The organism is Pseudomonas sp. ADPe, assembly GCF_014843515.1.
GTDB classification, from domain to species: Bacteria; Pseudomonadota; Gammaproteobacteria; order Pseudomonadales; family Pseudomonadaceae; genus Pseudomonas; species Pseudomonas citronellolis.
On the sequence record NZ_CP062122.1, the window covers coordinates 4,937,924 to 4,960,970 of the forward strand.

The 23,047-nt window shown below is 67.5% G+C and carries 22 protein-coding genes and 1 tRNA gene; 18 read left to right on the forward strand and 5 right to left on the reverse strand.

Features of this window, described 5'->3' with window-relative positions; genetic code table 11:
• Positions 1-52: 52 nt before the first annotated feature.
• On the reverse strand, positions 53-382 hold the full coding sequence (amrZ, locus tag IG194_RS22480; RefSeq protein WP_009620783.1) for a transcriptional regulator AmrZ: 330 nt from the start codon (positions 380-382) through the stop codon (positions 53-55).
• Between the two features lie 451 nt (positions 383-833).
• Between amrZ and phnN the strand changes: the two genes are divergently transcribed.
• The 11 genes from phnN (at position 834) to IG194_RS22535 (ending at position 14,204) form a co-directional block, all read left to right on the forward strand.
• Entirely contained in the window at positions 834-1,406 is a 573-nt protein-coding gene (gene phnN / locus IG194_RS22485) for a phosphonate metabolism protein/1,5-bisphosphokinase (PRPP-forming) PhnN (RefSeq protein ID WP_058489734.1), read from the forward strand.
• Positions 1,407-1,528: 122 nt separating this feature from the next.
• Positions 1,529-1,603, forward strand: a tRNA-Arg gene (locus IG194_RS22490).
• Between the two features lie 129 nt (positions 1,604-1,732).
• On the forward strand, positions 1,733-2,599 hold the full coding sequence (locus IG194_RS22495; protein ID WP_058488801.1) for a LysR substrate-binding domain-containing protein: 867 nt from the start codon (positions 1,733-1,735) through the stop codon (positions 2,597-2,599).
• 303 nt (positions 2,600-2,902) lie between these two features.
• The gene (locus tag IG194_RS22500; protein ID WP_058488802.1) at positions 2,903-3,964 is read left to right on the forward strand and encodes a putative 2-aminoethylphosphonate ABC transporter ATP-binding protein; all 1,062 of its coding nucleotides are present in this window, start codon (positions 2,903-2,905) and stop codon (positions 3,962-3,964) included.
• Position 3,965: 1 nt separating this feature from the next.
• Positions 3,966-5,678 carry a putative 2-aminoethylphosphonate ABC transporter permease subunit gene (locus tag IG194_RS22505; protein WP_058488803.1) on the forward strand — a complete coding sequence of 571 codons (1,713 nt, stop codon included), beginning with the start codon at positions 3,966-3,968 and terminating at the stop codon, positions 5,676-5,678.
• A gap of 74 nt (positions 5,679-5,752) precedes the next feature.
• Positions 5,753-6,775: a putative 2-aminoethylphosphonate ABC transporter substrate-binding protein gene (locus tag IG194_RS22510; RefSeq protein WP_058488804.1), complete on the forward strand. Its 1,023-nt coding sequence runs from the start codon at positions 5,753-5,755 to the stop codon at positions 6,773-6,775.
• 212 nt (positions 6,776-6,987) lie between these two features.
• A complete protein-coding gene (locus IG194_RS22515; RefSeq protein ID WP_009620792.1) occupies positions 6,988-8,118 on the forward strand; it encodes a TIGR03364 family FAD-dependent oxidoreductase in 1,131 nt (376 codons plus the stop codon).
• A gap of 100 nt (positions 8,119-8,218) precedes the next feature.
• Positions 8,219-9,238 (forward strand): transporter, encoded by a 1,020-nt coding sequence (locus IG194_RS22520; RefSeq protein WP_009620800.1) that lies wholly within the window; start codon positions 8,219-8,221, stop codon positions 9,236-9,238.
• Positions 9,239-9,414: 176 nt separating this feature from the next.
• Positions 9,415-11,028, forward strand: a complete 1,614-nt coding sequence (locus IG194_RS22525) for an inorganic phosphate transporter (protein WP_043314323.1) — start codon at positions 9,415-9,417, stop codon at positions 11,026-11,028.
• A 412-nt stretch (positions 11,029-11,440) separates the two neighbouring features.
• Positions 11,441-12,679 (forward strand): glutamine synthetase family protein, encoded by a 1,239-nt coding sequence (locus IG194_RS22530; RefSeq protein WP_176707178.1) that lies wholly within the window; start codon positions 11,441-11,443, stop codon positions 12,677-12,679.
• A gap of 193 nt (positions 12,680-12,872) precedes the next feature.
• On the forward strand, positions 12,873-14,204 hold the full coding sequence (locus IG194_RS22535; RefSeq protein ID WP_009620814.1) for an MFS transporter: 1,332 nt from the start codon (positions 12,873-12,875) through the stop codon (positions 14,202-14,204).
• 18 nt (positions 14,205-14,222) lie between these two features.
• On the opposite strand, the gene IG194_RS22540 is transcribed toward IG194_RS22535, so the two are convergent.
• The 4 genes from IG194_RS22540 to flgA form a co-directional block, all read right to left on the reverse strand.
• Entirely contained in the window at positions 14,223-14,972 is a 750-nt protein-coding gene (locus IG194_RS22540) for a flagellar brake protein (protein WP_141679795.1), read from the reverse strand.
• 90 nt (positions 14,973-15,062) lie between these two features.
• Entirely contained in the window at positions 15,063-15,530 is a 468-nt protein-coding gene (locus IG194_RS22545; protein ID WP_043319397.1) for a flagella synthesis protein FlgN, read from the reverse strand.
• 40 nt (positions 15,531-15,570) lie between these two features.
• Positions 15,571-15,888 (reverse strand): flagellar biosynthesis anti-sigma factor FlgM, encoded by a 318-nt coding sequence (gene flgM, locus IG194_RS22550; protein WP_043319388.1) that lies wholly within the window; start codon positions 15,886-15,888, stop codon positions 15,571-15,573.
• A gap of 133 nt (positions 15,889-16,021) precedes the next feature.
• Complete coding sequence (gene flgA, locus IG194_RS22555) at positions 16,022-16,711, reverse strand: flagellar basal body P-ring formation chaperone FlgA (RefSeq protein ID WP_009620823.1); 690 nt, start codon at positions 16,709-16,711, stop codon at positions 16,022-16,024.
• A 138-nt stretch (positions 16,712-16,849) separates the two neighbouring features.
• On the opposite strand from flgA, the gene IG194_RS22560 reads away from it, so the two are divergent.
• From IG194_RS22560 to flgF, 7 genes are all read left to right on the forward strand, one after another.
• Positions 16,850-17,782 (forward strand): chemotaxis protein CheV, encoded by a 933-nt coding sequence (locus IG194_RS22560; protein ID WP_009620824.1) that lies wholly within the window; start codon positions 16,850-16,852, stop codon positions 17,780-17,782.
• 111 nt (positions 17,783-17,893) lie between these two features.
• Positions 17,894-18,700, forward strand: coding sequence for a protein-glutamate O-methyltransferase CheR (gene cheR / locus IG194_RS22565; protein ID WP_412536094.1), 807 nt, complete (start codon positions 17,894-17,896; stop codon positions 18,698-18,700).
• A 476-nt stretch (positions 18,701-19,176) separates the two neighbouring features.
• Positions 19,177-19,584, forward strand: a complete 408-nt coding sequence (flgB, locus tag IG194_RS22570; protein ID WP_009620829.1) for a flagellar basal body rod protein FlgB — start codon at positions 19,177-19,179, stop codon at positions 19,582-19,584.
• A 5-nt stretch (positions 19,585-19,589) separates the two neighbouring features.
• Positions 19,590-20,030: a flagellar basal body rod protein FlgC gene (gene flgC / locus IG194_RS22575; protein ID WP_009620831.1), complete on the forward strand. Its 441-nt coding sequence runs from the start codon at positions 19,590-19,592 to the stop codon at positions 20,028-20,030.
• A gap of 16 nt (positions 20,031-20,046) precedes the next feature.
• Positions 20,047-20,748, forward strand: a complete 702-nt coding sequence (gene flgD, locus IG194_RS22580; protein ID WP_043267665.1) for a flagellar hook assembly protein FlgD — start codon at positions 20,047-20,049, stop codon at positions 20,746-20,748.
• Between the two features lie 27 nt (positions 20,749-20,775).
• Entirely contained in the window at positions 20,776-22,083 is a 1,308-nt protein-coding gene (flgE, locus tag IG194_RS22585; RefSeq protein WP_009620835.1) for a flagellar hook protein FlgE, read from the forward strand.
• Between the two features lie 193 nt (positions 22,084-22,276).
• Positions 22,277-23,020, forward strand: coding sequence for a flagellar basal-body rod protein FlgF (gene flgF / locus IG194_RS22590; protein WP_009620836.1), 744 nt, complete (start codon positions 22,277-22,279; stop codon positions 23,018-23,020).
• The last annotated feature ends 27 nt before the right edge of the window (positions 23,021-23,047 follow it).

The following is a 23,047-nucleotide window of genomic DNA, read 5'->3' on the forward strand; positions in this document are numbered from 1 at the left end:
TGGGAGAAACGGCATTTCCGTTTAAGCGAACAGCGCTTCGGTGCAGTTGGGCTCAGGCGTTGCTGGCCATTTCCGCATCGTGGGCGATCAGGGCGATCAGGGCATTCTGCTGGCGGTGGGTCAGCTGGCGGAAGCGCTGCAGCAGCTCACGCTCGTGCAGGCTCAGCTCGGGGCTGTCCAGGCGGATGCCGAGATTGTCCTGCAGGGCACCCTCTTGCAGCAGGCTCTGCTCCAGGCGGGCGATGATTTCCGAGTTCATGCTGCGATGGTGATTGCGGGCGACCTCGGCGATACGCTCGCGCATGCCTTCGGGCAGACGGACGACGAACTTGTCGGCGGTGCGACTGGAGTAGCTTGGGGTTGCCTGTTTCAATGGGCGCATACATTAAACCTGTAAGTCAGGGAAACGGTGCCAGGGGGTCTGTGTTCGAGTCCCTATGACAGCGAAATCCGTTGGCCGTTCAGCGCAAGGGCAGTAATCAGGTGGCCGACCAATTACTTGACGTCAATTCTGCGACGTATTTTGCGTCGTATGAAGGCTAAATGCCAGCACCAATCGTCCGAAATGCGAGGCTATCTGCATATCTTTCTTTCGATGGGTGGCGCGGCCCAAGGGCTCCATTCGCTCAGATTAGCTCAAGTCCCAGGTCCCGGCCGCCATTGCGCCATCATCCGACCACCCGCACGGGCAATGGTTCACGAGGGGCGCGGATGATGTCGCAACCTGGCTCGCCATGCAGCGCCGGGCCGGCCATTTTCCCGCTTCCGCGGCGCCGGCGGGCGGGTATCATACGCGGCGTCCGCGCCCCGGGAGGCGCGGTGCAGAGATGAGCATGAGCGGCAAGTTGATCTATCTGATGGGGCCTTCGGGCTCGGGCAAGGACAGCCTGCTCCAGGCCGCGGCGGCGCCGCTGGCCGAGCGGGGCGGGCAGGTCGTGCGGCGGGTGATCACCCGCTCCGCCGAGGCCCGCGGCGAGGACGCCGAAGCGGTGACCCCCGAGGCCTTCGAACGCCTGGAGCGCGAGGGCGCCTTCGCCATGAGCTGGCGGGCCAATGGCCTGTGCTACGGCATCCCGCGGCAGATCGACCACTGGCTGGCCCAGGGGCGCGTCGTGCTGGTCAACGGCTCGCGCGGCTACCTGGAGGAAGCGCGGCGCCGCTATCCGGGCCTGCTCGCGGTGCTGCTGCAGGTCGCCCCCGAGGTGCTGCGCCAGCGCCTGGTCGCCCGCGGCCGGGAAACCCTGGCGGAGATCGAGGCGCGCCTGGCGCGCAATGCCGCCTTCGCCGAGGGCCTGGCGCCGCCGCTGCGGGTGCTGGACAACTCCGCCAGCCTGGAGACCAGCGTGCGCGGCCTGCTGGCCCTGCTGGACGACGCCGGGCTCAGCGCAGCGGCAAACCCAGGCTGACGCCGCTGTTCGTTCAGGCGGACCTTCTCGGCAGGTGTGAAATCCGCGCCGCGGCATGACAAATGCGTCGACGCTGGTTAACATGCCCACCCGGTCCCGGCAGCCGCCGCGGGCCCAGGCGTGTCCCCATAGTTCAAGGGATAGAATAAGCCCCTCCTAAGGGCTAGATACTGGTTCGAATCCAGTTGGGGACGCCATCCTTCCCGCCGTTTCCTCGTTGCCCCCGGTTTCTTGCCACTGCGCCTGGCGCCGATACCCGATAGTCGAATCCAGACGTCTGGCGATGACGGAGAAGCGATGAGCCATTTCCCGGAGCGGTCCGAGCGATGCTGAGCGCCGAACTCAAGGCCTTCTATATGGTGGCCCGCCTGGGCAGCATCACCCAGGCGGCGAAGAAGCTCGGCCTCAGCCAGCCGACGGTGACCACGCAGATCCGCAGCCTGGAAGGCCAGTACGCCGTGGAGCTGTTCTACCGCGGCGGCCGCCGCCTGACCCTCACCGACGAAGGCGCGCGCCTGCTGCCCATGGTCCAGGCGCTGCTGCAGCAGGAGTCGGACATCGAGTTCTTCCTGCGCAACTGCGGACAGATGCAGGGCAGCCTGCGCATCGGCGCCACCTCGCCCTACTACGTGCTGGGGCTGATCAAGGCCTTCCGCGAGCGTTACCCGCAGATCGAGGTGTCGGTGGAGATCGGCAACTCGCAGCAGGTGCTGGAGGCCCTCTACGAATGCCGGGTGGACCTGGCGGCCTCGTCGCAGCCGGTGGAGGACGCGCGGCTGATCCACCTGGTGCTCGGCCGCGACCCGCTGGTGCTGGCGGTGCACCGCAGCCACCCGCTGGCGGCGCAGCGCTCGGTGGCCCTGGGCGAGCTGCGCAACCATTGCCTGCTGATGCGCGAGGCCGGTTCCACTACCCGCGAACTGACCGAGAAGCTGCTGCGCGAGTCCGTGGTAATGCCGGCCTCGATGCTGGAGATCGGCAGCCGCGAGTCGATCCGCGAGGCGGTGATCCGCAACCTCGGGGTGAGCATCATTTCGCGCCAGGAAGTGCCGGATAACCCCGAACTGCGCGTGCTGGAGCTGCAGGGCGCGCCGCTGATCGACGAATACCTGTTCTGCCTGAAGGAACGCCGCCAGGCGCGCCTGACCAGCGCCTTCCTCGCCCTGGCACGGGAAACCGCGCCCGCCGCGTAGCTGCGGGGTTTTTCGTAGGAGCGGACCTTGTCCGCGATAGCCGGACATCCCGGCGCGATTCGCGGATGAGATCCGCTCCTACGCTGCCCCACCCGCGCCATTCCCCTGTAGGAGCGCGCCCTGCGCGCGAAATCGCGGGCAGGGCCCGCTCCTGCAAAAAGCCTTTCGCCATCGCAAATCTGCCTATACCTCTATCGGCGCAGTTGCACCCATCGCAACAGAGCCTTCGCATTCCTTCCCTAGCATGGCCCTCCATCGAGCCCCGCGGTCTGTCGCCGCGGGTCAGCTGCAAGAGGTTCCGCCATGCACGATTCCCTCTCCACCGGCACCCCGCTGCGGGTGCGCGACATGCACAAGCGCTTCGGCCACTTCGCCGCCCTCGACGGCGTTTCGCTGGATATCGAGGGCGGCGAGCTGGTCTGCCTGCTCGGCCCCTCCGGCTGCGGCAAGACCACGCTGCTGCGCTGCATCGCCGGGCTGGAGCGCCAGGACGGCGGCATCATCCATATCGGCGAGCGCGACGTCTCGCGCCTGCCGCCCCAGGCCCGCGACTACGGCATCCTGTTCCAGTCCTACGCGCTGTTCCCCAACCTCAGCGTCGAGCAGAACGTCGCCTATGGCCTGACCGGCGCCAGCCGCGAGGAAGCGCGCCGGCGGGTGGGCGAGATGCTCGAACTGGTCGGCCTGGCCGGCAGCGAGAAGAAGTACCCCGGCCAGCTCTCCGGCGGCCAGCAGCAGCGCGTGGCCATGGCCCGCGCGCTGGCCCCGGCGCCGTCGCTGCTGTTGCTCGACGAGCCCATGTCGGCGCTGGACGCCCGGGTGCGCGAGCACCTGTGCGGCGAGCTGCGCCAGCTGCAGAAGAGCCTGGGCATCACCACCCTGATGGTCACCCACAACCAGGACGAGGCCATGCTGATGGCCGACCGCATCGCCGTGATGAACCACGGCAAGGTCGAGCAGTACGGCAGCGCCCAGGACATCTACAGCGCCCCGGCCACGCCCTTCGTCGCCGAGTTCGTCGGCCAGGGCAACTGGCTGCCCTTCGAGCGCGGAGCCGACGGCCTGGCGCGGGTCGGCGGCCTGAGCCTGCGCCTGCACGGCGAGCGCGCCAACGCCACGCGCGGCCGGCTGTTCTGCCGCCCGGAGGCGATCGGCATCAACCCGGTGGTGCACCAGGAGAACCTGTTCCGCGCCCAGGTCCGCGAGATCACCTTCCTCGGCAACCGCTGCCGCATGAGCTTCGAACTGCACGAGCTGCCCGGCCACGCGCTGCTGGCCGAGCTGGCCCCGGAGCAGATGCCGCGCCTGGGCAGCGCGGACATCTGGGTCTCGCTGCCGCCGCAGAGCCTGCAGGTGTTCGCCTGAGATGGATGCCGCAGTGAAACTCGACCCGGCCCTGGCCGCTGGCAAGTTGCGCGGCGACCTCGGCGACCGCCTGTTCATCCTCGGCGGCAAGCTGTTGCTGCTCGCCCTGTTGGCCCTGGCCGTGCTGCTGCCGCTGCTGGCCATCTTCTGGCGCGGCTTCAGCGGCGCCGAAGGGCAGGGCGGTGGCCTGGCGGCCATGGCCGAGCTGCTGGCCAGCGCCAACTTCCACTGGCTGCTGGGCAATAGCCTGAAGGTCTCGCTGAGCGTGGCGGCCATCGTGGTGCCGCTGGCCTATGGCTTCGCCTACGCCCTGCAGCGCACGCTGATCCCGGCCAAGGGCCTGTGGCGCGGCATCTCCCTGCTGCCGCTGCTGGCGCCATCGATGCTGCCGGGCATCGCGCTGATCTACCTGTTCGGCAACCAGGGCCTGCTGCGCAGTTGGGTGCCGGACAACATCTACGGTTTCTGGGGCATCGTCCTGGGCGAGGCCATCTACACCTTCCCCCACGCGCTGATGATCCTGCTTTCGGCGCTGTCGCTGGCCGACGCGCGGCTGTTCGACGCCGCCTCCAGCATGGGCGCCAGCCCCTGGAAGGCCTTCTGTAGCATCACCTGGCCGGCCTCGCGGCAGGGCGTGTTCGCCGCCTTCTGCCTGGTGTTCACCCTGACCATCACCGACTTCGGCGTGCCCGTGGTGGTCGGCGGCGACTACCAGGTGCTGGCGCTGGAAGCCTACAAGGCAGTGGTCGGCCAGCAGCAGTTCGGCCGCGGCGCGCAGATCGGCATGCTCCTGCTGCTGCCGGCGCTGTTGAGCTTCGCGGTGGACGCCTGGCTGCGCCGGCGCCAGGGCGACTCCATGAGCGGCCGCGCCCAGGTCTACCAGCCCAAGCCCTCGCGCCGCCGCGACGGCGCCTACCTGGCGCTGGTGCTGCTGGTCAGCGCGGTGATCCTCGGCGTGCTGGGCATGGCCGTGTATTCCTCGCTGGTGAAGTTCTGGCCGTACAACCTGTCGCTGTCGCTGCGCCACTATGCCTTCGAGGAAACCGCCGGCGGCGGCTGGCTGGCCTACCGCAACAGCCTGACCCTGGCCTGCTGCACCGCGCTGTTCGGCAGTGCGCTGATCTTCACCGGCGCCTACCTGTTGGAGAAGACCCGCGAGCAGGCCTGGCTGAACCAGCTGCTGCGCATGTTCTGCTTCGTGCCCATGGCGGTGCCGGGCCTGGTCCTGGGCCTGGGCTACGTGTTCTTCTTCAACCTGCCGGGCAACCCGCTGCACGTGTTCTACGGCAGCATGACCCTGCTGGTGGTGTGCACCATCGCCCACTACCTGACCACCGCGCAGATGACCGCCACCACCGCGCTGCGCCAGCTCGACGGCGAGTTCGAGGCCGCCGCGCTGTCGCTGAAGATGCCGCTGTGGCGCCACTACCTGAAGGTGACACTGCCGATCTGCCTGCCGGCGCTGCTGGACATCGTCCGCTACCTGTTCGTCTCGGCGATGACCACGGTGTCGGCGGCGATCTTCCTCTACAGCCCGGACAGCATCCTCGCCGCCGTCGCCGTGCTGAACATGGACGACGCCGGCAACGTCGGCGGCGCCGCCGCCATGTCCACCTTGATCCTGCTCACCTCGGCGGCCGCTTCCATCGTCCTGGCCCTGGCCTCGCGCGGCCTGCTGCGCCGGTCCCAGGCCTGGCGCCGGAGCGGCCACTGATTCCCCACGACCCACGTTGCACCTGACCGCCACCCCCGCGAACGCGGGGGCCCAATAAACAGAAGGAGCGCACCATGTTCAAACGCCTCGCCCTCGCCGCCGCCGTGCTCGCCGGTTTCAGCCTGCACGCCAGCGCCGCCACCGAACTGACCGTCTACACCGCCCTGGAGCCGGAACAGCTGAAGGCCTACAAGGAAGCCTTCGAGAAGCAGAACCCGGACGTCGAGATCAAGTGGGTGCGCGACTCCACCGGCATCGTCACCGCCAAGCTGCTGGCCGAGAAGGACCGCCCGCAGGCCGACGTGGTCTGGGGCCTGGCCGCCTCCAGCCTGGCCATCCTCGATGCGCAGGGCATGCTCGAGCAGTACTCGCCCAAGGACCTGGCCGCCATCGGCAAGAACTACCGCGACCCGGCCAACCCGCCGGCCTGGGTGGGCATGGACGTGTGGGCCGCGACCATCTGCTTCAACAGCGTGGAAGCCGAGAAGCAGGGCCTGTCGAAGCCCATCAGCTGGCAGGACCTGACCAGGCCCGAGTACAAGGGCAAGATCGTCATGCCCAACCCGGCGTCCTCCGGCACCGGCTTCCTCGACGTCTCCGCCTGGCTGCAGACCTTCGGCGAGAAACAGGGCTGGGCCTACATGGACGCCCTGCACGAGAACATCGGCCAGTACGTCCACTCCGGCTCCAAGCCGTGCAAGCTGGCCGCCGCCGGCGAATTCCCGATCGGCATCTCCTTCGAATACCCGGCCGTGCAGCTCAAGCGCCAGGGCGCGCCGCTGGACATAGTGCTGCCCAAGGAAGGCCTGGGCTGGGAAATCGAAGCCACCGGCATCGTCAAGGGCACCCAGCACCTGGATGCGGCGAAGAAACTCGCCGACTTCTCCGCAAGCCCCGCGGCCATGGAGCTGTACAAGGAGAACTTCGCCGTGCTCGCCCAGCCGGGCATCGCCAAGCCGCAGACCGAACTGCCGGCCGACTACGAGCAGCGCCTGATCAAGAACGACTTCGCCTGGGCCTCGAAGAACCGCGACGCCATCCTGGCCGAATGGCGCAAGCGCTATGACGGTAAGTCGGAGAAGGTGGCGCAGCAGTAACTCCCTGTGGCCGCGGCTCCCTCTCCCCAACCCTCGACTGCGCGCCCCGCCCTGAAGGGAGAGGGGCTGTTCGGCACGCGGGATCAGCTCTGGCGCATACCTGAAAGCCTCAGGAAAAACACCGCTATTGCCATCCTGCAGAGGAGGGTTCCCTCTCCCTTCAGGGAGAGGGCTAGGGAGAGGGGCTCTTCACGCACCCAAGGACCACCCCCATGTCCCAACAAAACACCGACATCGCCATCATCGGCGCCGGCATCCTCGGCCTGTCCCACGCCTACGCCGCCGCTCGCCGCGGCCTGCGCGTGCGCGTCTTCGAACGCAGCGCCACGCCGCTCGGCGCCTCCATCCGCAACTTCGGCCAGGCCCTGGTCGGCGGCCAGCCGCCGGGCGTCATGCTCGACCTGGCCCGCGCCAGCCGCCCGCTGTGGGCCGAATGGGCCGAGCGCGCCGGCTTCGCCATCCGCCGCAACGGCTCGCTGCTGTTCGCCCGCAGCGAGGCCGAGGAAAACCTGCTGGAAGCCTTCTGCGCCGGCCGCGCCAGGGAGCACGGCTACCGCGCCGAACTGCTCCGCGGCAAGGCCCTGGACGCGCTCTACGACGGCGCTTTCAGCAAGCACCGCGCGGCCCTGCACAGCCTCGATGACCAGCAGCTCTACTCTCGCGAAGCGCTGCCGGCGTTGATCGACTGGCTGCGCCGCGAGCTGAAGGTGGAATTCCACTTCTCCACCCTGGTGCGCGACATCGAGCCGGGCCTGCTGCGCACCACTGCCGGCACCTTCCAGGCCGGGCAGATAGTGGTCTGCTCCGGCCACGACTACCAGACCCTGCTGGCCGAGCAACTGGCCGCGCTGAAGCCGCAGGTGTGCCGCCTGCAGATGCTCCGCGCCCGCCCCGAGCGCGATCTGGGCCTGGGCCACGCGCTGCTGACCGGGCTGAGCTGCGTGCACTACGGCGCCTTCGCCGACCTGCCGCAGGCCCAGGCGATCCACGAACAGATCCGCCGCGAGACGCCGGCGCTGGAGAGCCACGGCATCCACCTGCTGATCAGCCCCACGCCCTACGGCGAGCTGATCATCGGCGATTCCCACGACTACGGCAGCGATGCCGCGCCCTTCAACGCCGAAGCGGTGGACCGCCTGATGCTCGACCTGGCCGAGGACACCCTGGGCATGCGCGTCGAGGTGGTCGAGCGCTGGCAGGGCGTGTACGGCGCGCGTGGCCCGGCACCGTTCTCGGTGTTGCAGGTGGAGGCGGGCATCAGCGCGGTGCTGATGCACACCGGCGTCGGCATGAGCGTGGGGCCGGCGTTGGGCGAGCGGACCATCGCCGGGCTGTTCGGCTGAGGAGCCCCGTCATGGCCCTGTCACCGGATCGTCATGCCGGCCTGCTAAGCAGGAAGGCCGCCGGCCCGGCCCAGGGCGATGCCACATTCAGCGAGCGCGCATGAACCAACGTTTCACCCAGGACCCCTGGGATTCCGACCTGTTCGGGTTGCTCTACGGCTTCCGCTTCCACCCCGGGCAGCGCGGCCAGGAACTGGATTCCAGCGCCGCGCTGCGCTGGCTGGAGGCGCCGGGGGAGGGCGAGGACTTCGTCTGGCTGCACCTGAACCTCGCCCACGCCGCCTGCGAGCGCTGGATGAAGGGCCACCTGGAGCTGCCCGAAACCTTCTTCGAGACCCTGCGCGAGGGCTCGCGCTCCACGCGCATCGAGCACGTCGACGCGGCGCTGCTGGCGGTGGTCAACGACGTGGTGTTCAACTTCGGCAGCGTCTCCTCGGACGTGGCCACCCTGTGGGTCTGCGCGCGCCGGCGCCTGCTGGTGACCGCGCGCATGCAGCCGCTGCGCTCGGTGGACCGCCTGCGCTCCTCGGTCAAGCACGGCGAGTGCTTCCGCTCGCCGCTGGAGCTGCTGGTGCATTTGCTGCGCGACCAGGGCGACATCCTCACCCAGATCGTCCGCGAGACCACCGTGGGCGTGGACCGCATCGAGGACCGCCTGCTGTCGCAGAACCTCTCCGACAACCGCGCCGACCTGGGCGCCATGCGCCGCGTGCTGGTGCGCCTGCAGCGCCTGCTGGCGCTGGAGCCGGGTTCGCTGCTGCGGCTGCTCAACCGCCCGCCGGAATGGTTGCAGGAGGCCGACGTGCGCGACCTGCGCGAGGCCACCGAGGAATTCTCCCTGGTGATCAGCGACCTCACCTCCCTGGGCGAGCGCATCAAGCTGCTGCAGGAAGAGATCGCCGCGCAGCTCAACGAACAGAGCAACCGCACCCTGTTCACCCTGACGGTGGTCACGGTGCTGGCGCTGCCGATCAACATAGTCGCCGGCTTCTTCGGCATGAACGTCGGCGGCATTCCCCTGGCGGAGAACCCCCACGGTTTCTGGCTGCTGGTGATGCTGGTGGCCAGCTTCACCCTGCTGGCCTGGCGCTGGGCCTTCCGCAAGCGCAACGACGCCTGAGCTGTCACGCGCCTGACACCGGCGCGGCCAGGGCGTGGTCGATGAGGAAGGCGAGGCGGCGTATAACCGCGAACGGTTATCCGCCCTACGCCAGGGATGTTCTCGGCCTCCCAGACATAAATTGTCACACTTGCCCGTCATGCTGGCGCGGTCATCTCCCGCAACCGGATTCCCGCATGACTAGCGAAACCCTGGCCAGGGACGGCGCCGCCGTTCTCGAAGGCCGCCCGCACCTGGACAGCAAGCCCGGCCGTCTCACCGCCCTGGCGTTCTATGCATTGCTGGCCGTCGGCCTGCTGTTCTCTGCCTGGAGCCTGGTCCACGACGTCGACGAGGTGGCCAGCGCGGTCACCACCTGGACGCCTTTCCTGCTGCTCGGCGTGGCCCTGCTGATCGCCCTGGGGTTCGAGTTCGTCAACGGCTTCCACGACACCGCCAACGCCGTGGCCACCGTCATCTATACCCATTCGCTGCCGCCGCATTTCGCGGTGGTCTGGTCCGGCTGCTTCAACTTCCTCGGCGTGCTGCTCTCCAGCGGCGCGGTGGCCTTCGGTATCATCGCCCTGCTGCCGGTGGAGCTGATCCTGCAGGTCGGCTCCTCGGCCGGCTTCGCCATGGTCTTCGCCCTGCTGATCGCCGCCATCCTGTGGAACCTCGGCACCTGGTGGCTGGGACTGCCGGCGTCGTCCTCGCACACTCTGATCGGCTCGATCATCGGCGTCGGCGTGGCCAATGCGCTGATGCACGGCCGCGACGGCACCAGCGGGGTGGACTGGGCGCAGGCGACCAAGGTCGGCTACTCGCTGCTGCTCTCGCCGCTGATCGGCTTCGCCTGCTCGGCCCTGCTGCTCCTGGCCCTGCGCCTGTTGGTGAAGAACCGCGCGCTGTACAAGGCGCCCAAGGCCAAGGCGCCGCCGCCGTGGTGGATTCGCGGGCTGCTGGTGCTGACCTGCACCGGGGTGTCCTTCGCCCACGGCTCCAACGACGGGCAGAAGGGCATGGGCCTGATCATGCTGATCCTGATCGGCACCGTGCCCATGGCCTACGCGCTGAACCGCGCCATCCCGGCCGACCAGACCACCGCCTTCGTGGTCCTCGCCGAGGCCACCCAGCAGGGCCTGCAACGCAGCGCCCAGGGCTCGGCGCCGGCCGACCCGCGCCCGGTGCTCTCGGAATACATCCGCACCCATGAAGTGAAGCCGGCCGTGGTGCCCTCGCTGGCCGCGCTGACCGGCAGCATCGGCGCCGAGGTGAAGAGCTACGGCAGCCTGGCCAAGGTGCCCGCCGAGGCCATGGCCAACGTGCGCAACGACATGTACCTGGCCTCCGAGACCATCCGCGTGATGGACAAGGACAAGGCCGGCGACTTCGACGCCGATACCCAGGCGCGGCTGATGGCCTTCAAGGGCAAGATCGACGACGCTACCCGCTTCATCCCGCTGTGGGTGAAGATCGCCGTGGCCATCGCCCTCGGCCTGGGCACCATGGTCGGCTGGAAGCGCATCGTGGTGACCGTCGGCGAGAAGATCGGCAAGAGCCACCTGACCTACGCCCAGGGCGCCTCGGCCGAGGTGGTGGCGATGCTCACCATAGGCGCGGCGGACATGTACGGCCTGCCGGTGTCCACCACCCACGTGCTGTCCTCCGGCGTGGCCGGGACCATGGCGGCCAACGGCTCGGGCCTGCAGATGCGCACCATCCGCAACCTGCTGATGGCCTGGGTGCTGACGCTGCCGGCGGCGATCGTGCTATCTGGCTCGCTGTACTGGCTGTTCACCAAGCTGTTCTGACGGATCGCCAGGTTCGCAGCGCCGCCCCTCGGGGCGGCGTTTTCGTTCATGGGCGCGGTGTGTGGCGTACCCCGTAGGAGCGGGCGGGGCAGCCCCGTAGGATGGGTTGAGCGAAGCGATACCCATCACCATGGCCCGATGGGTTTCGCAAGCTCAACCCATCCTACGAAGAGCGCCTCGGCGCAGTCGGCACACTACGGTGGCGTACGGAAATTCCCTTCATCCACCTGCTTGAAATATCGAACGACCGGTGCGTATTTTGTACAGGTCGCACAGCCTGTGTGCGGCCGTATTACAAGGATAAGAAGTCATGACTAGCGAAGGACGCAGCCCGCTCGCCGAGCGCCTGGCTGGAGTCGAAGAGATCGAATGCGTCACCCCCGACCTCAACGGGGTGCCGCGCGGCAAGGTGATGACCAGCGAGGGCTTCCTCTCCGGGCGGCGCCTGCAGCTGGCCCGCGGCGTGCTGCTGCAGTGCATCATGGGCGGCTACCCGCCGGCGCGCTTCTACGGCAGCGACGACGGCGACCTGGCCCTGATCGCCGAGCCCACCCAGGTCCACCGCCTGCCCTGGAGCGACACTCCGCGCGCCCTGGCCATCTGCGACGCGGTGGAGTTGGACGGCCAGCCCTCCGGCCTGTCCAGCCGCGGCCTGCTCAAGCAGGTGGTGGCGCGCTACGCCGAACATGGCTGGCAACCGGTGGTGGCCACCGAGCTGGAGTTCTTCGTCTTCGCCCCCAACCCGGACCCGCAACAGCAGTTCCAGCCGCCGCTGGGCCTGGACGGCCGCCGCGAGATGGGCCATTCGGCGTTCAGCGTGTCGTCCAACAACGGCCTGCGTCCGTTCTTCGAGGACGTCTACCGCTGCATGGCCGCGGTGGGGCTGGAGCGCGACACCTTCATGCACGAGATGGGCACCAGCCAGTTCGAGATCAACTTCCTGCACGGCGACCCGGTGCTGCTGGCCGACCAGACCTTCCTGTTCAAGCACCTGCTCAAGGAAGTGGCGCTCAAGCACGGCCTGCTCGTCGTGTGCATGGCCAAGCCGCTGGCGCACACCCCGGGCAGCTCCATGCACATCCACCAGAGCGTGGTAGACGGCGAGGGCCGCAACATCTTCAGCGACGCCGAGGGCGAGGCCACGCCAGCCTTCCGGCATTTCATCGGCGGCCTGCAGGCCTGCCTGGCCGACTTCACCCTGCTGTTCGCGCCCAACGTCAACTCGTTCCAGCGCCTGTGCCACCCCTACGCCTCGCCGAACAACGCCTGCTGGTCCCACGACAACCGCGCCGCCGGCCTGCGCATCCCGGCCAGCCCGCCGGTGGCGCGGCGGGTGGAGAACCGCCTGGCGGGCGCCGACGCCAACCCCTACCTGGCCATCGCCGCCAGCCTGGCCGCCGGCCTGCACGGCATCGACAACGAGCTGGAGCCCAGCGCGGCCATCCAGGGCGAGTTCGAGGTGCCGGACGAGCTGCTGCTGCCCTGCACCATGTACGACGCCTTGCGCCGCCTGAAGCGCAGCGAGCTGGCGCGGCGGATGTTCGGCGCCGAATTCGTCGACGGCTACGTGGCCAGCAAGGAGCTGGAACTGACCAGCTTCTTCGACGAAATCACCCCCTGGGAGCGCCGGGTGCTGGCCGCCCAGGCCTGAGGCCGAGCGGAGCCCGCCACGGCGGGTTCCGACCGCCGGCTTTGCCGTGGACGACGCCTTTCTTTGCGTACCCGTCAAAGGGCTCGACGCGCCTTGCGGCAGGCTCTAGGCTGGTAGCGAACGCCCGCCTTCGCGCGGGCGTGCTTCGTGTAGTACGGCGGCGTCCTGCCGCCCGTCTTGGACCGGAGGTCCGATGCGGATTTTCACTGCCTTCCGTGCGCTTTACTTCGCCACCCTCACCCTGCTCACCGGCTCCGGCCTGCTGAGCACCTACCTGGGCCTGCGCCTGGCCGCCGAGAAGGTCGACGGCCTGTGGATCGGCGCCATGATGGCGGCCTATTACCTGGGCCTGGTGCTGGGCGGCAAGATCGGCCACCGGCTGATCGCCCGCGTCGGCCACATCCGCGCCTACGTCGCCTGCGGCGGCCTGGTGGTGGCGGCAGTGCTGGGCATCGGCCTGACCAGCTGGCCGGCGATCTGGCTGCTGCTGCGCACGCTCATCGGCCTGGGCATGATGTGCCAGTACATGGTCATCGAGAGCTGGCTCAACGAGCAGGCCGAAGCGCGCCAGCGCGGCGCGGTGTTCGCCGGCTACATGGTGGCCTCCTACCTGGGCCTGGTGGCCGGCCAGCTGATCCTGGTGGCGCACCCGGGGCTGGGCCCGGACCTGCCGATGATGATCGCGCTGGCCTTCGCCCTGTCGCTGATCCCGGTGTCCATCACCCACAAGGTCCACCCCGCGCCGCTGCACCCGGCTCCGCTGGAGCCGCGCTTCTTCATCCAGCGGGTGCCGCAGTCGTTGACCACGGTGCTGGTCTCCGGGCTGGTGATCGGTTCCTTCTACGGCCTGGCGCCGCTGTACGCCACCGAGCAGGGCCTGAGCGTCGAGCAGATCGGCGTGTTCATGGGCGTGTGCATCTTCGCCGGCCTGCTGGTGCAGTGGCCGCTGGGCTGGCTGTCGGACCGCTACGATCGCGCGCTGCTGATCCGCAGCGCCGGCATCCTGCTGCTGGTGTTCGCCTTGCCGCTGGCGGTGCTGCCGTCGCTGCCGATGGAGGCCATGGTGCCGATGGGCTTCATGGTCTGCCTGGTGCAGTTCACCCTCTACCCGCTGGCGGTGGCCTTCTCCAACGACCACGTCGAGGGCGAGCGGCGGGTATCGCTGACCGCCATGCTGCTGGTCACCTTCGGCGTCGGCGCCTGCGTCGGCCCGCTGGCGACCGGAGCGCTGATGCGCGCCTTCGGCCCGAACATGCTCTACGCCTTCGCCGCGACCTGCGCGCTGATCGTCATCTGGCGCGTGCGTCCGGAGAAGGTCACCGGTCTGCACCGTGTCGACGAGGCGCCGGTGAAGCACGTGCCCATGGCCGACAGCCTGGCCAGCTCGCCGCTGTCGGCGGCGCTCGACCCGCGGGTGGCCGACGAAACGGTGGAAGAACAGATGAAGACCACCCCGGCGCCAGCGCCCGCGGTACCGGAGGCAGCCGGCGTGCCCGAGGCGGAAGAGGAAAGCCGGCCGGGGTAGGGCGGGGAAGGGCGGGTGCTAGAACAGCTCGTCCTTCTCGAAGCGCCGCGCTTCGCGCTGCAGCTGGTAGACGAAGCGCTCGATGTGGCGCTGCTCCAGGCCGCTCAGGCGGTTGAAGCGCAGGCCGGCGAAGCTGGCGTTGACCTTCTCGTCGAAGTGCACGTGGCGCAGCTCCACTTCCACGGTGATGGCGCCGAACGGCAGGCGGGCGGTGAAGCGCTCGTAGAGCTGGCCGGGTTGCAGGCGCTCGTGCACGTCGCCGGCGAAGCGCACCTTGCAGCCGGTGGCGGAGATGTCCAGCAGGTTGCCGCTCAGCGCGGCCTTGAGCTTGTCGCCGGCCAGTTCCACGGCCACCGGCTGGGTCTGCTTGAGGGGCGCGCGGTAGGCGTTGCGGCGCTGGTGGTAGAGCATCTCGGCGGGCATCGGCAGCCAGTAGCAGCGGGCGCCGTCGAGTTCGCTGAACTGCGCGGCCTGCTGGCATTCCCAGGCGATCCGCACGCCTTCATGGAAGGCTTCGATGCGGAAGTTCTCGCCATTCTGCAGGAAACGCTCGCCGTCATTGGGGATCAGTTCGTCCAGGGCCACCCGGTTGCGTTCGCGGTCCACCGCGACGACGAAGCTCTGGAAGCGCTGGTTGCGCTCGGCGAAGCTGATCACCAGCGGGTCATGGCTATCCATCAGGATTCGCAGGTTGGCCTGGATCTCCACGGCCGCCTTGAGCGTTTTCGGCGGTTGCGGGCCATTTTCCTCGGCGAACGGGCTTGCCACTGTCCTACGATCTCCAGATGTATTTATTGTGGGAATTTTCTTTTGAAAGGCGATGGCATTCTGCCGCATCGCCCTGCCGGACGCCAGGGCTCAGGCCTGGCTGAGGGGACGCTGGCGGCTGCCCTGGGTCGCGCCGCCACGGCGATCGTAGAGGCTGGGGGTGTCCTGGCCGCGGAGGATATCCAGCAGGCGGCCGGTGGCGTGCTGGTTGTTGCGGATGATGCGGCCGTTGCGCAGGTTGGCCTGCTGGCATTGTTCCAGCAGCGCCGCCAGGCGCTCGCTGAGTTCCACGGTGCCCGGCTCCACCTTGCCCTGCGCGGCCAGCGCGGCGAGGCCTGCGCGGTCGCTGCTGACGCCGGCCTGGCGCAGCGTCTCGCTGCGCTGGCGGCCATTGCGCTCCAGCTGCTGGAGCAGCGGCAGCTTGCTGTCGAGCAGGCCCTGCAGGCGCTCCAGGTCACGCGCGTCGAGGGCGTGGAATTCGTCCTCGATCAGCTGCAGAAGAGCCTCGGCGGCGCCGATATCCTCGGTGATCAGATGGAGCAGGCTGGCGTTTGGCATGGCGGCTCGGCGTTCAGGGCGTCCTTGGGGAACCCCGCGCTCAGCGCTGGGATTCGAAGTCGAGCAGTTTGCCGGCGACTTTCTGGCTGTCGACCTGGTAGCTGCCATCGGCGATGGCCTGCTTCAGCCGCGCGACCTTTTCCGAGTCGACGACGGGTTGGTCTTTCAGCTGGTCGCTGGCTTTCTGCAATTGCTGGGCGGTGCTGCTCAGTTGCACGGACTCACCGCTGCCAGTGGCCGACGCGCTGCCGGCGCTTTCGCTGCCGGCGGCTTCGCTGCGGCCGGCCTGGGGCTTGCCGGTGCTGCCGGTGGAGACCGGCGCGCTGGCATTGTTCAGCCGGTTGAAGTCGATGACCATGGTAGTGAACCTCTGCGGGTTTAGGACGCTTGCCTGTAGGTTTCGGCTGACATCCATAAAACTTTAGGGCGGTTTTTCGTGCGCCTTCGCACAGTTTAGTGAAGGCTGGCGCGCAAGCGCCAGACTTCCGCCGCTAGAGCGTGACCTGCACCGCGCCTGGCTCCACCACCCGGGCCTTGATGATGCGCTGCGAACGCAGATTGCGCACGCGAATCTGCTCGCCGGGCACCCCGTCGGCCATGGCCTCGCCGGGCATCACCACGTTGACCGCGCCGGTTTGCGCGCGGATCACCACCTGGTCGCCCTTGCGCACCGCCGCGGCCTGTTCGAGGAAGACCGGGGCGAGGATCTGGTCGCTGACCGTCGGTCGCTTGAGCTTCTGCCCCACGGCCTGCTGCGGGTCGGTCAGGTAGCCCTGGCTGAGCAGGCCGATGTCGCGCTCCATCAGGCTGATGTCGCCCGGCTCCAGCACGTGGTCGCGCTTGAGCGGCTGGGTGGTCACCACCACCTGGCGGAACAGCTTGACCTGGGCCGGCACGTATACCGACCAGGGCGAGGAGCCTTCGCAGCGCACCAGCACCGAGACGCGCCCCACGGGCTGCGCGGGGCTTTCCAGGGATTGCGTCAGGTCCTTGTCGCAGGCCGCCAGGCGCAGGCGCGGGTCGATGCGCGCCACTTCTATCTCGTAGCGTGCCTCGATGCCGCTGCGTTGCAGATAATCTTCCACCTTGAACTCAAGAAAGCCCTGGGTGGAGCCGATAAGAATCTCGGGCGCGGTGAAGTCGTCGGCCCAGGTCGGACCCGGGGCGAACGCGCCCAGCATGCCGAGCACTCCACAGAGTGACAGGGCATGGGCTCGGGACCGTCGGAAAAACGTCGTTGGCAGTTTCATGCCACGACTTCAAGCAAGGCTCGTGCCGATTGCCGCCCTGGGCGGCACGGCGGATACGAAGGGGGCGCAATGGCCGGAGTCATGGATTCGGTCAACCAGCGAACGCAGCTGGTTGGGCAGAATCGTCTCGAACTGCTGCTGTTCCGGCTGGATGGCAGCCAGTTGTACGGCATCAACGTGTTCAAGGTGAAGGAGGTACTGCAGTGCCCGCGCCTGACCGTGATGCCCAAGTCCAGTCCGGTGGTGCGCGGGGTGGCGAACATCCGTGGCGGCACCATTCCGATCCTCGACCTGTCGATGGCCACCGGCCGTCGCGGCCTGCGCGAGATCGACAACAGCTTCGTGATCATCACCGAGTACAACACCAAGGTGCAGGGCTTCCTGGTGCATTCGGTGGAACGCATCGTCAACATGAACTGGGAGGAGATCCATCCGCCACCCAAGGGCACCGGCCGCGACCACTACCTGACGGCGGTGACGCGGGTGGACAAGCAACTGGTGGAGATCATCGACGTGGAGAAGATCCTCGCCGAGGTCGCGCCCACCAGCGAGGACATCTCCGAAGGCGTGATCGACGCGGACACCCAGGCCCAGGCGGTGACCAAGCGGGTGCTGGTGGTGGACGACTCCTCGGTGGCGCGCAAGCAACTGATCCGCTGCCTGGAGACTGTCGGTGTGGAAGTGCTCGCGCTCAATGACGGACGCCAGGCGCTGGACTACCTTCAACAGATGCTGGCCGCCGGTGGCAATCCGGGCCAGGAATTGCTGATGGTGATCTCCGACATCGAGATGCCGGAAATGGACGGCTACACCCTGACCGCGGAGATTCGCCACGATCCGCGGCTGCAGGACCTGCACATTCTCCTGCATACTTCGCTGTCCGGGGTGTTCAACCAGGCGATGGTGCGGAAGGTCGGCGCCAACGACTTCCTCGCCAAGTTCCGGCCCGATGATCTGGCGGCGCGTGTCGTCGAGCGCATCAAGGCGGCGGACGCACGCTGAGGAGGGCACTTCGGGGTAGTCTGCAACGGCCGGGGGGCGACCCCGGCCGCCTGGCGTCGGGATCGACGCCCGGCCAACTGGAAAGAGGCGTGATCGGTGACATCGACCAACATGGAATTCGAGCTGTTCCGGGACTTCCTGGAAAAGGCCTGCGGCATCGTCCTGGGTGCCAACAAGCAGTACCTGGTCGCCAGCCGCCTGAACAAGCTGATGGAGCAGCAGGGCATCAGGAGCCTGGGCGAGCTGGTGCAGAAGATCCAGGTCCGCAGCCAGCTGCGCGAGCAGGTGGTGGATGCCATGACCACCAACGAGACCCTCTGGTTTCGCGACACCTACCCCTTCGAGGTGCTGAAGAACCGCATCCTCGCCGAGCTGATCAAGGCCAACCCGGGCCAGCGCCTGCGCATCTGGTCGGCGGCCTGCTCCTCGGGGCAGGAACCCTATTCGCTATCGATGACCATCGACGAGTTCGAGAAGACCAACCTCGGCCAGCTCAAGGCCGGCGTGCAGATCGTCGCCACCGACCTCTCCGGCTCCATGCTCAACGCGGCGAAGGCCGGCGAGTACGACAGCCTGGCCATCGGCCGCGGGCTGTCCCAGGAGCGCCTGCAGCGCTACTTCGACACCAAGGGGCCGGGGCGCTGGGCGGTGAAGCCGGCGATCAAGGGCCGCGTCGAGTTCCGCGCGCTGAACCTGCTGGAGAGCTACGCCACCCTCGGCAAGTTCGACCTGATCTTCTGCCGCAACGTGCTCATCTACTTCTCCGCCGAGGTCAAGCGCGACATCCTGCTGCGCATGCACGCGGCGCTCAAGCCCGGCGGCTACCTGTTCCTCGGCGCCTCCGAGGTGCTCAACGGGCTGCCGGAGCATTACCAGATGGTCCAGTGCAACCCGGGGATCATCTACAAGGCCAAGTAGCCGGGCATTACGCCGATCACAGAAGGGCGCCCCTGGGGCGCCCTTCGCCTATCCGCACGGAGTCCGCTCCTACGCTTCCGGCAAACACCACGCCCCGTAGGATGGGTTGAGCGAAGCGATACCCATCGCCACCACCGCATGGGTTTCGCAGGCTCAACCCATCCTACGGTTCCAGGGAAGCACGGGCGCGTAGGAGCGGACCTTGTCCGCGATTGGACTCACCGCCCACACCGGACGCCCTGGTGGCTCGGGCAGCCCCCTCTCCCGCTTGCGGGAGAGGGCCGGGGTGAGGGTAACCCCTTCGAATGGGCAGAACGCTTTGCCGCCGGGCGGTAAGGCCTTGCCGCTTGCCGCGATTTGCCGCCCCTTGCCGCTCTTGATTCAGCGGCAATCCATTGATTCATAAGGCTTTAACGTTTTGGCACGCACCTTGCTGAAGTGCTGGCAAGCCCACACCGGCAAACAGGTTCGTGACCATGAGCATCAGCTTCGACTCCGCCCTCGGCATCCACGCACAAGCGCTCAGCTTCCGCTCGCAGCGCGCCGAAGTGCTGGCCAACAACCTGGCCAACGCCGACACCCCCAACTACAAGGCGCGCGACCTGGACTTCGCTTCCGTGCTCGCGGCCCAGGCCGACAAGGCCAAGAGCGGCACCTTCAGCACCGCCGTCACCAACGCCCGGCACATCGAGGCCGACGGCGTGGCCATGGGCGACGACTCGCTGAAATACCGCATCCCGACCAACCCCTCCATCGACCAGAACACCGTCGACGAGCAGGTCGAGCAGGCCAACTACGCGCAGAACGCCGTGCAGTTCCAGGCCAGCTTCACCTTCCTCAACAGCAAGTTCAAAGGCCTGATGGGCGCCCTGCGCGGAGAGTGATAGCCATGTCCCTTGCCAGTGTCTTCAACATCGCCGGTAGCGGCATGAGTGCCCAGACCACCCGTCTGAACACCACCGCCTCGAACATCGCCAACGCCGAGAGCGTGTCCTCGAGCATCGACCAGACCTACCGCGCCCGCCACCCGGTGTTCTCCGCCATGTTCCAGCAGGCGCAGAGCGGCCAGGGCTCGCTGTTCCAGGACACCGACCAGGCCGGCACCGGCGTGCAGGTGCTGGGCGTGGTCGAGGACCAGAGCCCGCTGGTGCCGCGCTACGAGCCGAACCATCCGGCCGCCGACGCCAACGGCTACGTGTACTACCCCAACGTCAACGTGGTGGAGGAGATGGCCGACATGATGTCCGCCAGCCGCTCCTTCCAGAGCAATGCGGAAATGATGAACACCGCCAAGCAAATGATGCAGAAGGTCCTGACCCTGGGTCAGTAAGCGCAGAGGACGCCCCATGAGCATCGATAACACCAGCAGCACTTCGAACTCGATCCTCTCGTCGCTGAACGCCGGGTCGAGTTCCTCGTCTTCCACCTCGGAAACCGGCACCAGTGCGCTGGGCAAGGATTCGTTCCTGCAACTGCTGGTCACCCAGTTGAACAACCAGAACCCGCTGGACCCGCAGGACAACACCCAGTTCGTCTCCCAGCTCGCCCAGTTCAGCAGCCTGGAGAGCATGGAGAACCTGGATACCACCCTGGGCAACTTCTATTCCTCGTTCCAGTCGTCCCAGGCGCTGCAGGCCTCGTCCCTGGTCGGCCGCTCGGTGATCGTCAACTCCAGCAAGGTCCAGGTCGACGACCCCAGCGCCGGCGTGCAGGGCTCGCTGGTGATGCCGTCCAACGGCGATGGCGTGACCCTGAAAATCTATGACGACGACGGCGAGCTGGTGCGCACCATCGACATGGGCAGCCAGAAGAGCGGCAACATCGACTTCACCTGGGACGGCAAGGACGACAGCGGCGAGCAGGTGGCCTCCGGCACCTACACCATCAAGGCCACGGCCTCGCTGGACGGCACCAGCACCGCCCTGACCACCTACCTGCCGGCCACGGTCAACAGCGTCACGCTGGGCCAGAGCGGCGGGGAAATGACCCTCAATCTCGCTGGCATAGGCAGTGTCTCCGCCTCCAGCATTCAGACCATCGGAAAATAACGCCGTCCTTCGGCACGGGAGCTGACCATGTCTTTCAATACCGCCCTGAGTGGTTTGAACGCCGCTAGCACGGACCTGAACGTGACCGGCAACAACATCGCCAACGTCGGGACCACCGGCTTCAAGTCCTCGCGCACCGAGTTCGCCGACCTGTACGCCGCCTCGATGCTCGGCACCGGGCGCAACGCCGTGGGCAGCGGCGTGATCACCCAGTCGGTGTCGCAGCAGTTCACCCAGGGCAACCTGACCTCCACCGGCCGCAGCCTGGACCTGGCCATCAGCGGCAACGGCTTCTTCATGGTCAGCGACAACGGCAGCCGCCTGTACACCCGCAACGGCTCCTTCAACACCGATGCCAACGGCTACATCGTCGACGGCTCCGGCAATCGCCTGCAGGGCTATGGCGTCAACGGCAACGGCTCGGTCGTCAACGGCGTGATCACCGACCTGAAGGTGGACACCGCCAACCAGCCGCCGAGCCCGACCTCGAAGATCACCTCGACGCTGAGCCTGAACTCGGCGGCCAGCACGCCGACCAACGCCACCTTCGACCCGGCCGATTCCGACAGCTACAACTGGTCGACTTCGGTGGACATCTACGACTCCCAGGGCAACTCGCACACCATGACGAACTACTTCGTCAAGGACAGCAGCAACAACTGGACCATGCACACCCTGGTGGACGGCCGCTCGCCGACCGACCCGACCAGCACCACGCCGCTGACCAGCCAGCTGAGCTTCAACAGCTCCGGCCAGCTGACCGGCGTCACCTCCACCGGCATGACCGTCAATGCGGACAAGACCATGACCCTCACCGGCTGGGTGCCGGCAGCGATCACCGATTCCACCACCGACCCGGTGACCTGGGGCGCCAACGGCGCGGCCGGGGCCACCGGCGGCATCAGCCTCGACCTGACCAAGACCACCCAGACCAACGCCGCCTTCGCGGTCACCGCGGTGACCCAGGACGGCTACGCCACCGGCCAGATGTCCGGCCTGTCGGTGGACGTGGACGGGCAGATGTACGCCACCTACACCAACGGCCAGTCCAAGGTGATCGGCCAACTGGTGCTGGCCAACTTCGCCAACACCCAGGGCCTGACCCCGGTCGGCAGCACCGCCTGGAAACAGTCGCTGGCCTCGGGCGAGGCGGTGATCGGCACGCCGACCTCCGGCACCCTCGGCTCGGTGGGTTCCGGCTCGCTGGAAGAGTCCAATGTCGACCTCACCGCGCAACTGGTCAACCTGATAGTCGCGCAGCGCAACTACCAGGCCAACGCCAAGACCGTGCAGACCGAGAGCACCATCTCCGACACCATCATCAACCTGCGTTGATGGCGGCAAAGCGCTCTTGCCGCAGGCGGCAGCCCCTCGCCGCCTGACGGCCCCTCAGGCTCCTTCGGGAGCCTTTTCTTTTTCATTCGTCCTTTTGAATCAGCGGCTTGCGTTGATTTTTCAATTCTGGCACAGCCCTTGCTGAGACACCTCCAGCACCGCCGGGAATCCGACCCGGCACTGGAGGAATGCCTTGGACAGAATGCTGTATGTCGCCATGAGCGGCGCGAGCCAGAACACGCAGGCCATGCAGGCTCACGCCAACAACCTGGCGAACATTTCCACGACCGGTTTCCGTCGCGACTTCGAACAGGCGCGCGCGATGCCGGTCTTCGGCGACAGCTTTCCGGCGCGCGTGTTCGCCATGAGCGAACGCCCGGCCACCGACTTCACCGCCGGCGCCCTGCAGGAAACCGGGCGTGACCTGGACGTCGCCGCCAAGGGCGACGCCTGGATCGCCGTGCAGGCCCCGGATGGCGGCGAAGCCTACGTGCGCACCGGCAGCCTGGAAATCGACGCCCTCGGCCAGCTGCGCACCGGCGACGGTTTGCCGGTGCTCGGCAATGGCGGGCCGATCGCCATTCCGCCGGAAGAGAAGATCGAGATCGGCGAGGACGGCACCATCACCGTCCGCGGCCAGGGCAACAATCCCAACGCGCTGGCCACCGTCGACCGCATCAAGCTGGTCACCCCGGACCCGAAGCAGCTGGAGAAGGGCACCGACGGCATGATCCGCATGAAGCAGGGCCAGCCGGCGCCGCAGCCCGACGCCAACGCCACCGTGCAGTCCGGCTTCCTCGAGGCGAGCAACGTCAACGCGGTGGAAGAGATGACCTCGATCCTGGCGCTGTCCCGCCAGTTCGAGCTGCACGTGAAGATGATGCGTACCGCCGAGGACGATTCCCAGGCCATGGCGCGGGTTTTGCAATTTAGCTAATCACCAGATCGAGGCGTCATGAATCCG

Coding starts and splice junctions, on each gene's coding strand:
- IG194_RS22560 (WP_009620824.1), top strand. CDS start 16,850: ATGGCCGGAGTCATGGATTCGGTCAACCAGCGAACGCAGCTGGTTGGG.
- IG194_RS22495 (WP_058488801.1), top strand. CDS start 1,733: ATGCTGAGCGCCGAACTCAAGGCCTTCTATATGGTGGCCCGCCTGGGC.
- flgB (WP_009620829.1), top strand. CDS start 19,177: ATGAGCATCAGCTTCGACTCCGCCCTCGGCATCCACGCACAAGCGCTC.
- IG194_RS22520 (WP_009620800.1), top strand. CDS start 8,219: ATGAACCAACGTTTCACCCAGGACCCCTGGGATTCCGACCTGTTCGGG.
- IG194_RS22515 (WP_009620792.1), top strand. CDS start 6,988: ATGTCCCAACAAAACACCGACATCGCCATCATCGGCGCCGGCATCCTC.
- phnN (WP_058489734.1), top strand. CDS start 834: ATGAGCGGCAAGTTGATCTATCTGATGGGGCCTTCGGGCTCGGGCAAG.
- flgA (WP_009620823.1), bottom strand. CDS start 16,711: ATGCTGGGCGCGTTCGCCCCGGGTCCGACCTGGGCCGACGACTTCACC.
- IG194_RS22535 (WP_009620814.1), top strand. CDS start 12,873: ATGCGGATTTTCACTGCCTTCCGTGCGCTTTACTTCGCCACCCTCACC.
- flgC (WP_009620831.1), top strand. CDS start 19,590: ATGTCCCTTGCCAGTGTCTTCAACATCGCCGGTAGCGGCATGAGTGCC.
- flgD (WP_043267665.1), top strand. CDS start 20,047: ATGAGCATCGATAACACCAGCAGCACTTCGAACTCGATCCTCTCGTCG.
- cheR (WP_412536094.1), top strand. CDS start 17,894: ATGGAATTCGAGCTGTTCCGGGACTTCCTGGAAAAGGCCTGCGGCATC.
- IG194_RS22500 (WP_058488802.1), top strand. CDS start 2,903: ATGCACGATTCCCTCTCCACCGGCACCCCGCTGCGGGTGCGCGACATG.
- IG194_RS22545 (WP_043319397.1), bottom strand. CDS start 15,530: ATGCCAAACGCCAGCCTGCTCCATCTGATCACCGAGGATATCGGCGCC.
- amrZ (WP_009620783.1), bottom strand. CDS start 382: ATGCGCCCATTGAAACAGGCAACCCCAAGCTACTCCAGTCGCACCGCC.
- IG194_RS22525 (WP_043314323.1), top strand. CDS start 9,415: ATGACTAGCGAAACCCTGGCCAGGGACGGCGCCGCCGTTCTCGAAGGC.
- flgE (WP_009620835.1), top strand. CDS start 20,776: ATGTCTTTCAATACCGCCCTGAGTGGTTTGAACGCCGCTAGCACGGAC.
- flgM (WP_043319388.1), bottom strand. CDS start 15,888: ATGGTCATCGACTTCAACCGGCTGAACAATGCCAGCGCGCCGGTCTCC.
- IG194_RS22530 (WP_176707178.1), top strand. CDS start 11,441: ATGACCAGCGAGGGCTTCCTCTCCGGGCGGCGCCTGCAGCTGGCCCGC.
- IG194_RS22510 (WP_058488804.1), top strand. CDS start 5,753: ATGTTCAAACGCCTCGCCCTCGCCGCCGCCGTGCTCGCCGGTTTCAGC.
- IG194_RS22505 (WP_058488803.1), top strand. CDS start 3,966: ATGGATGCCGCAGTGAAACTCGACCCGGCCCTGGCCGCTGGCAAGTTG.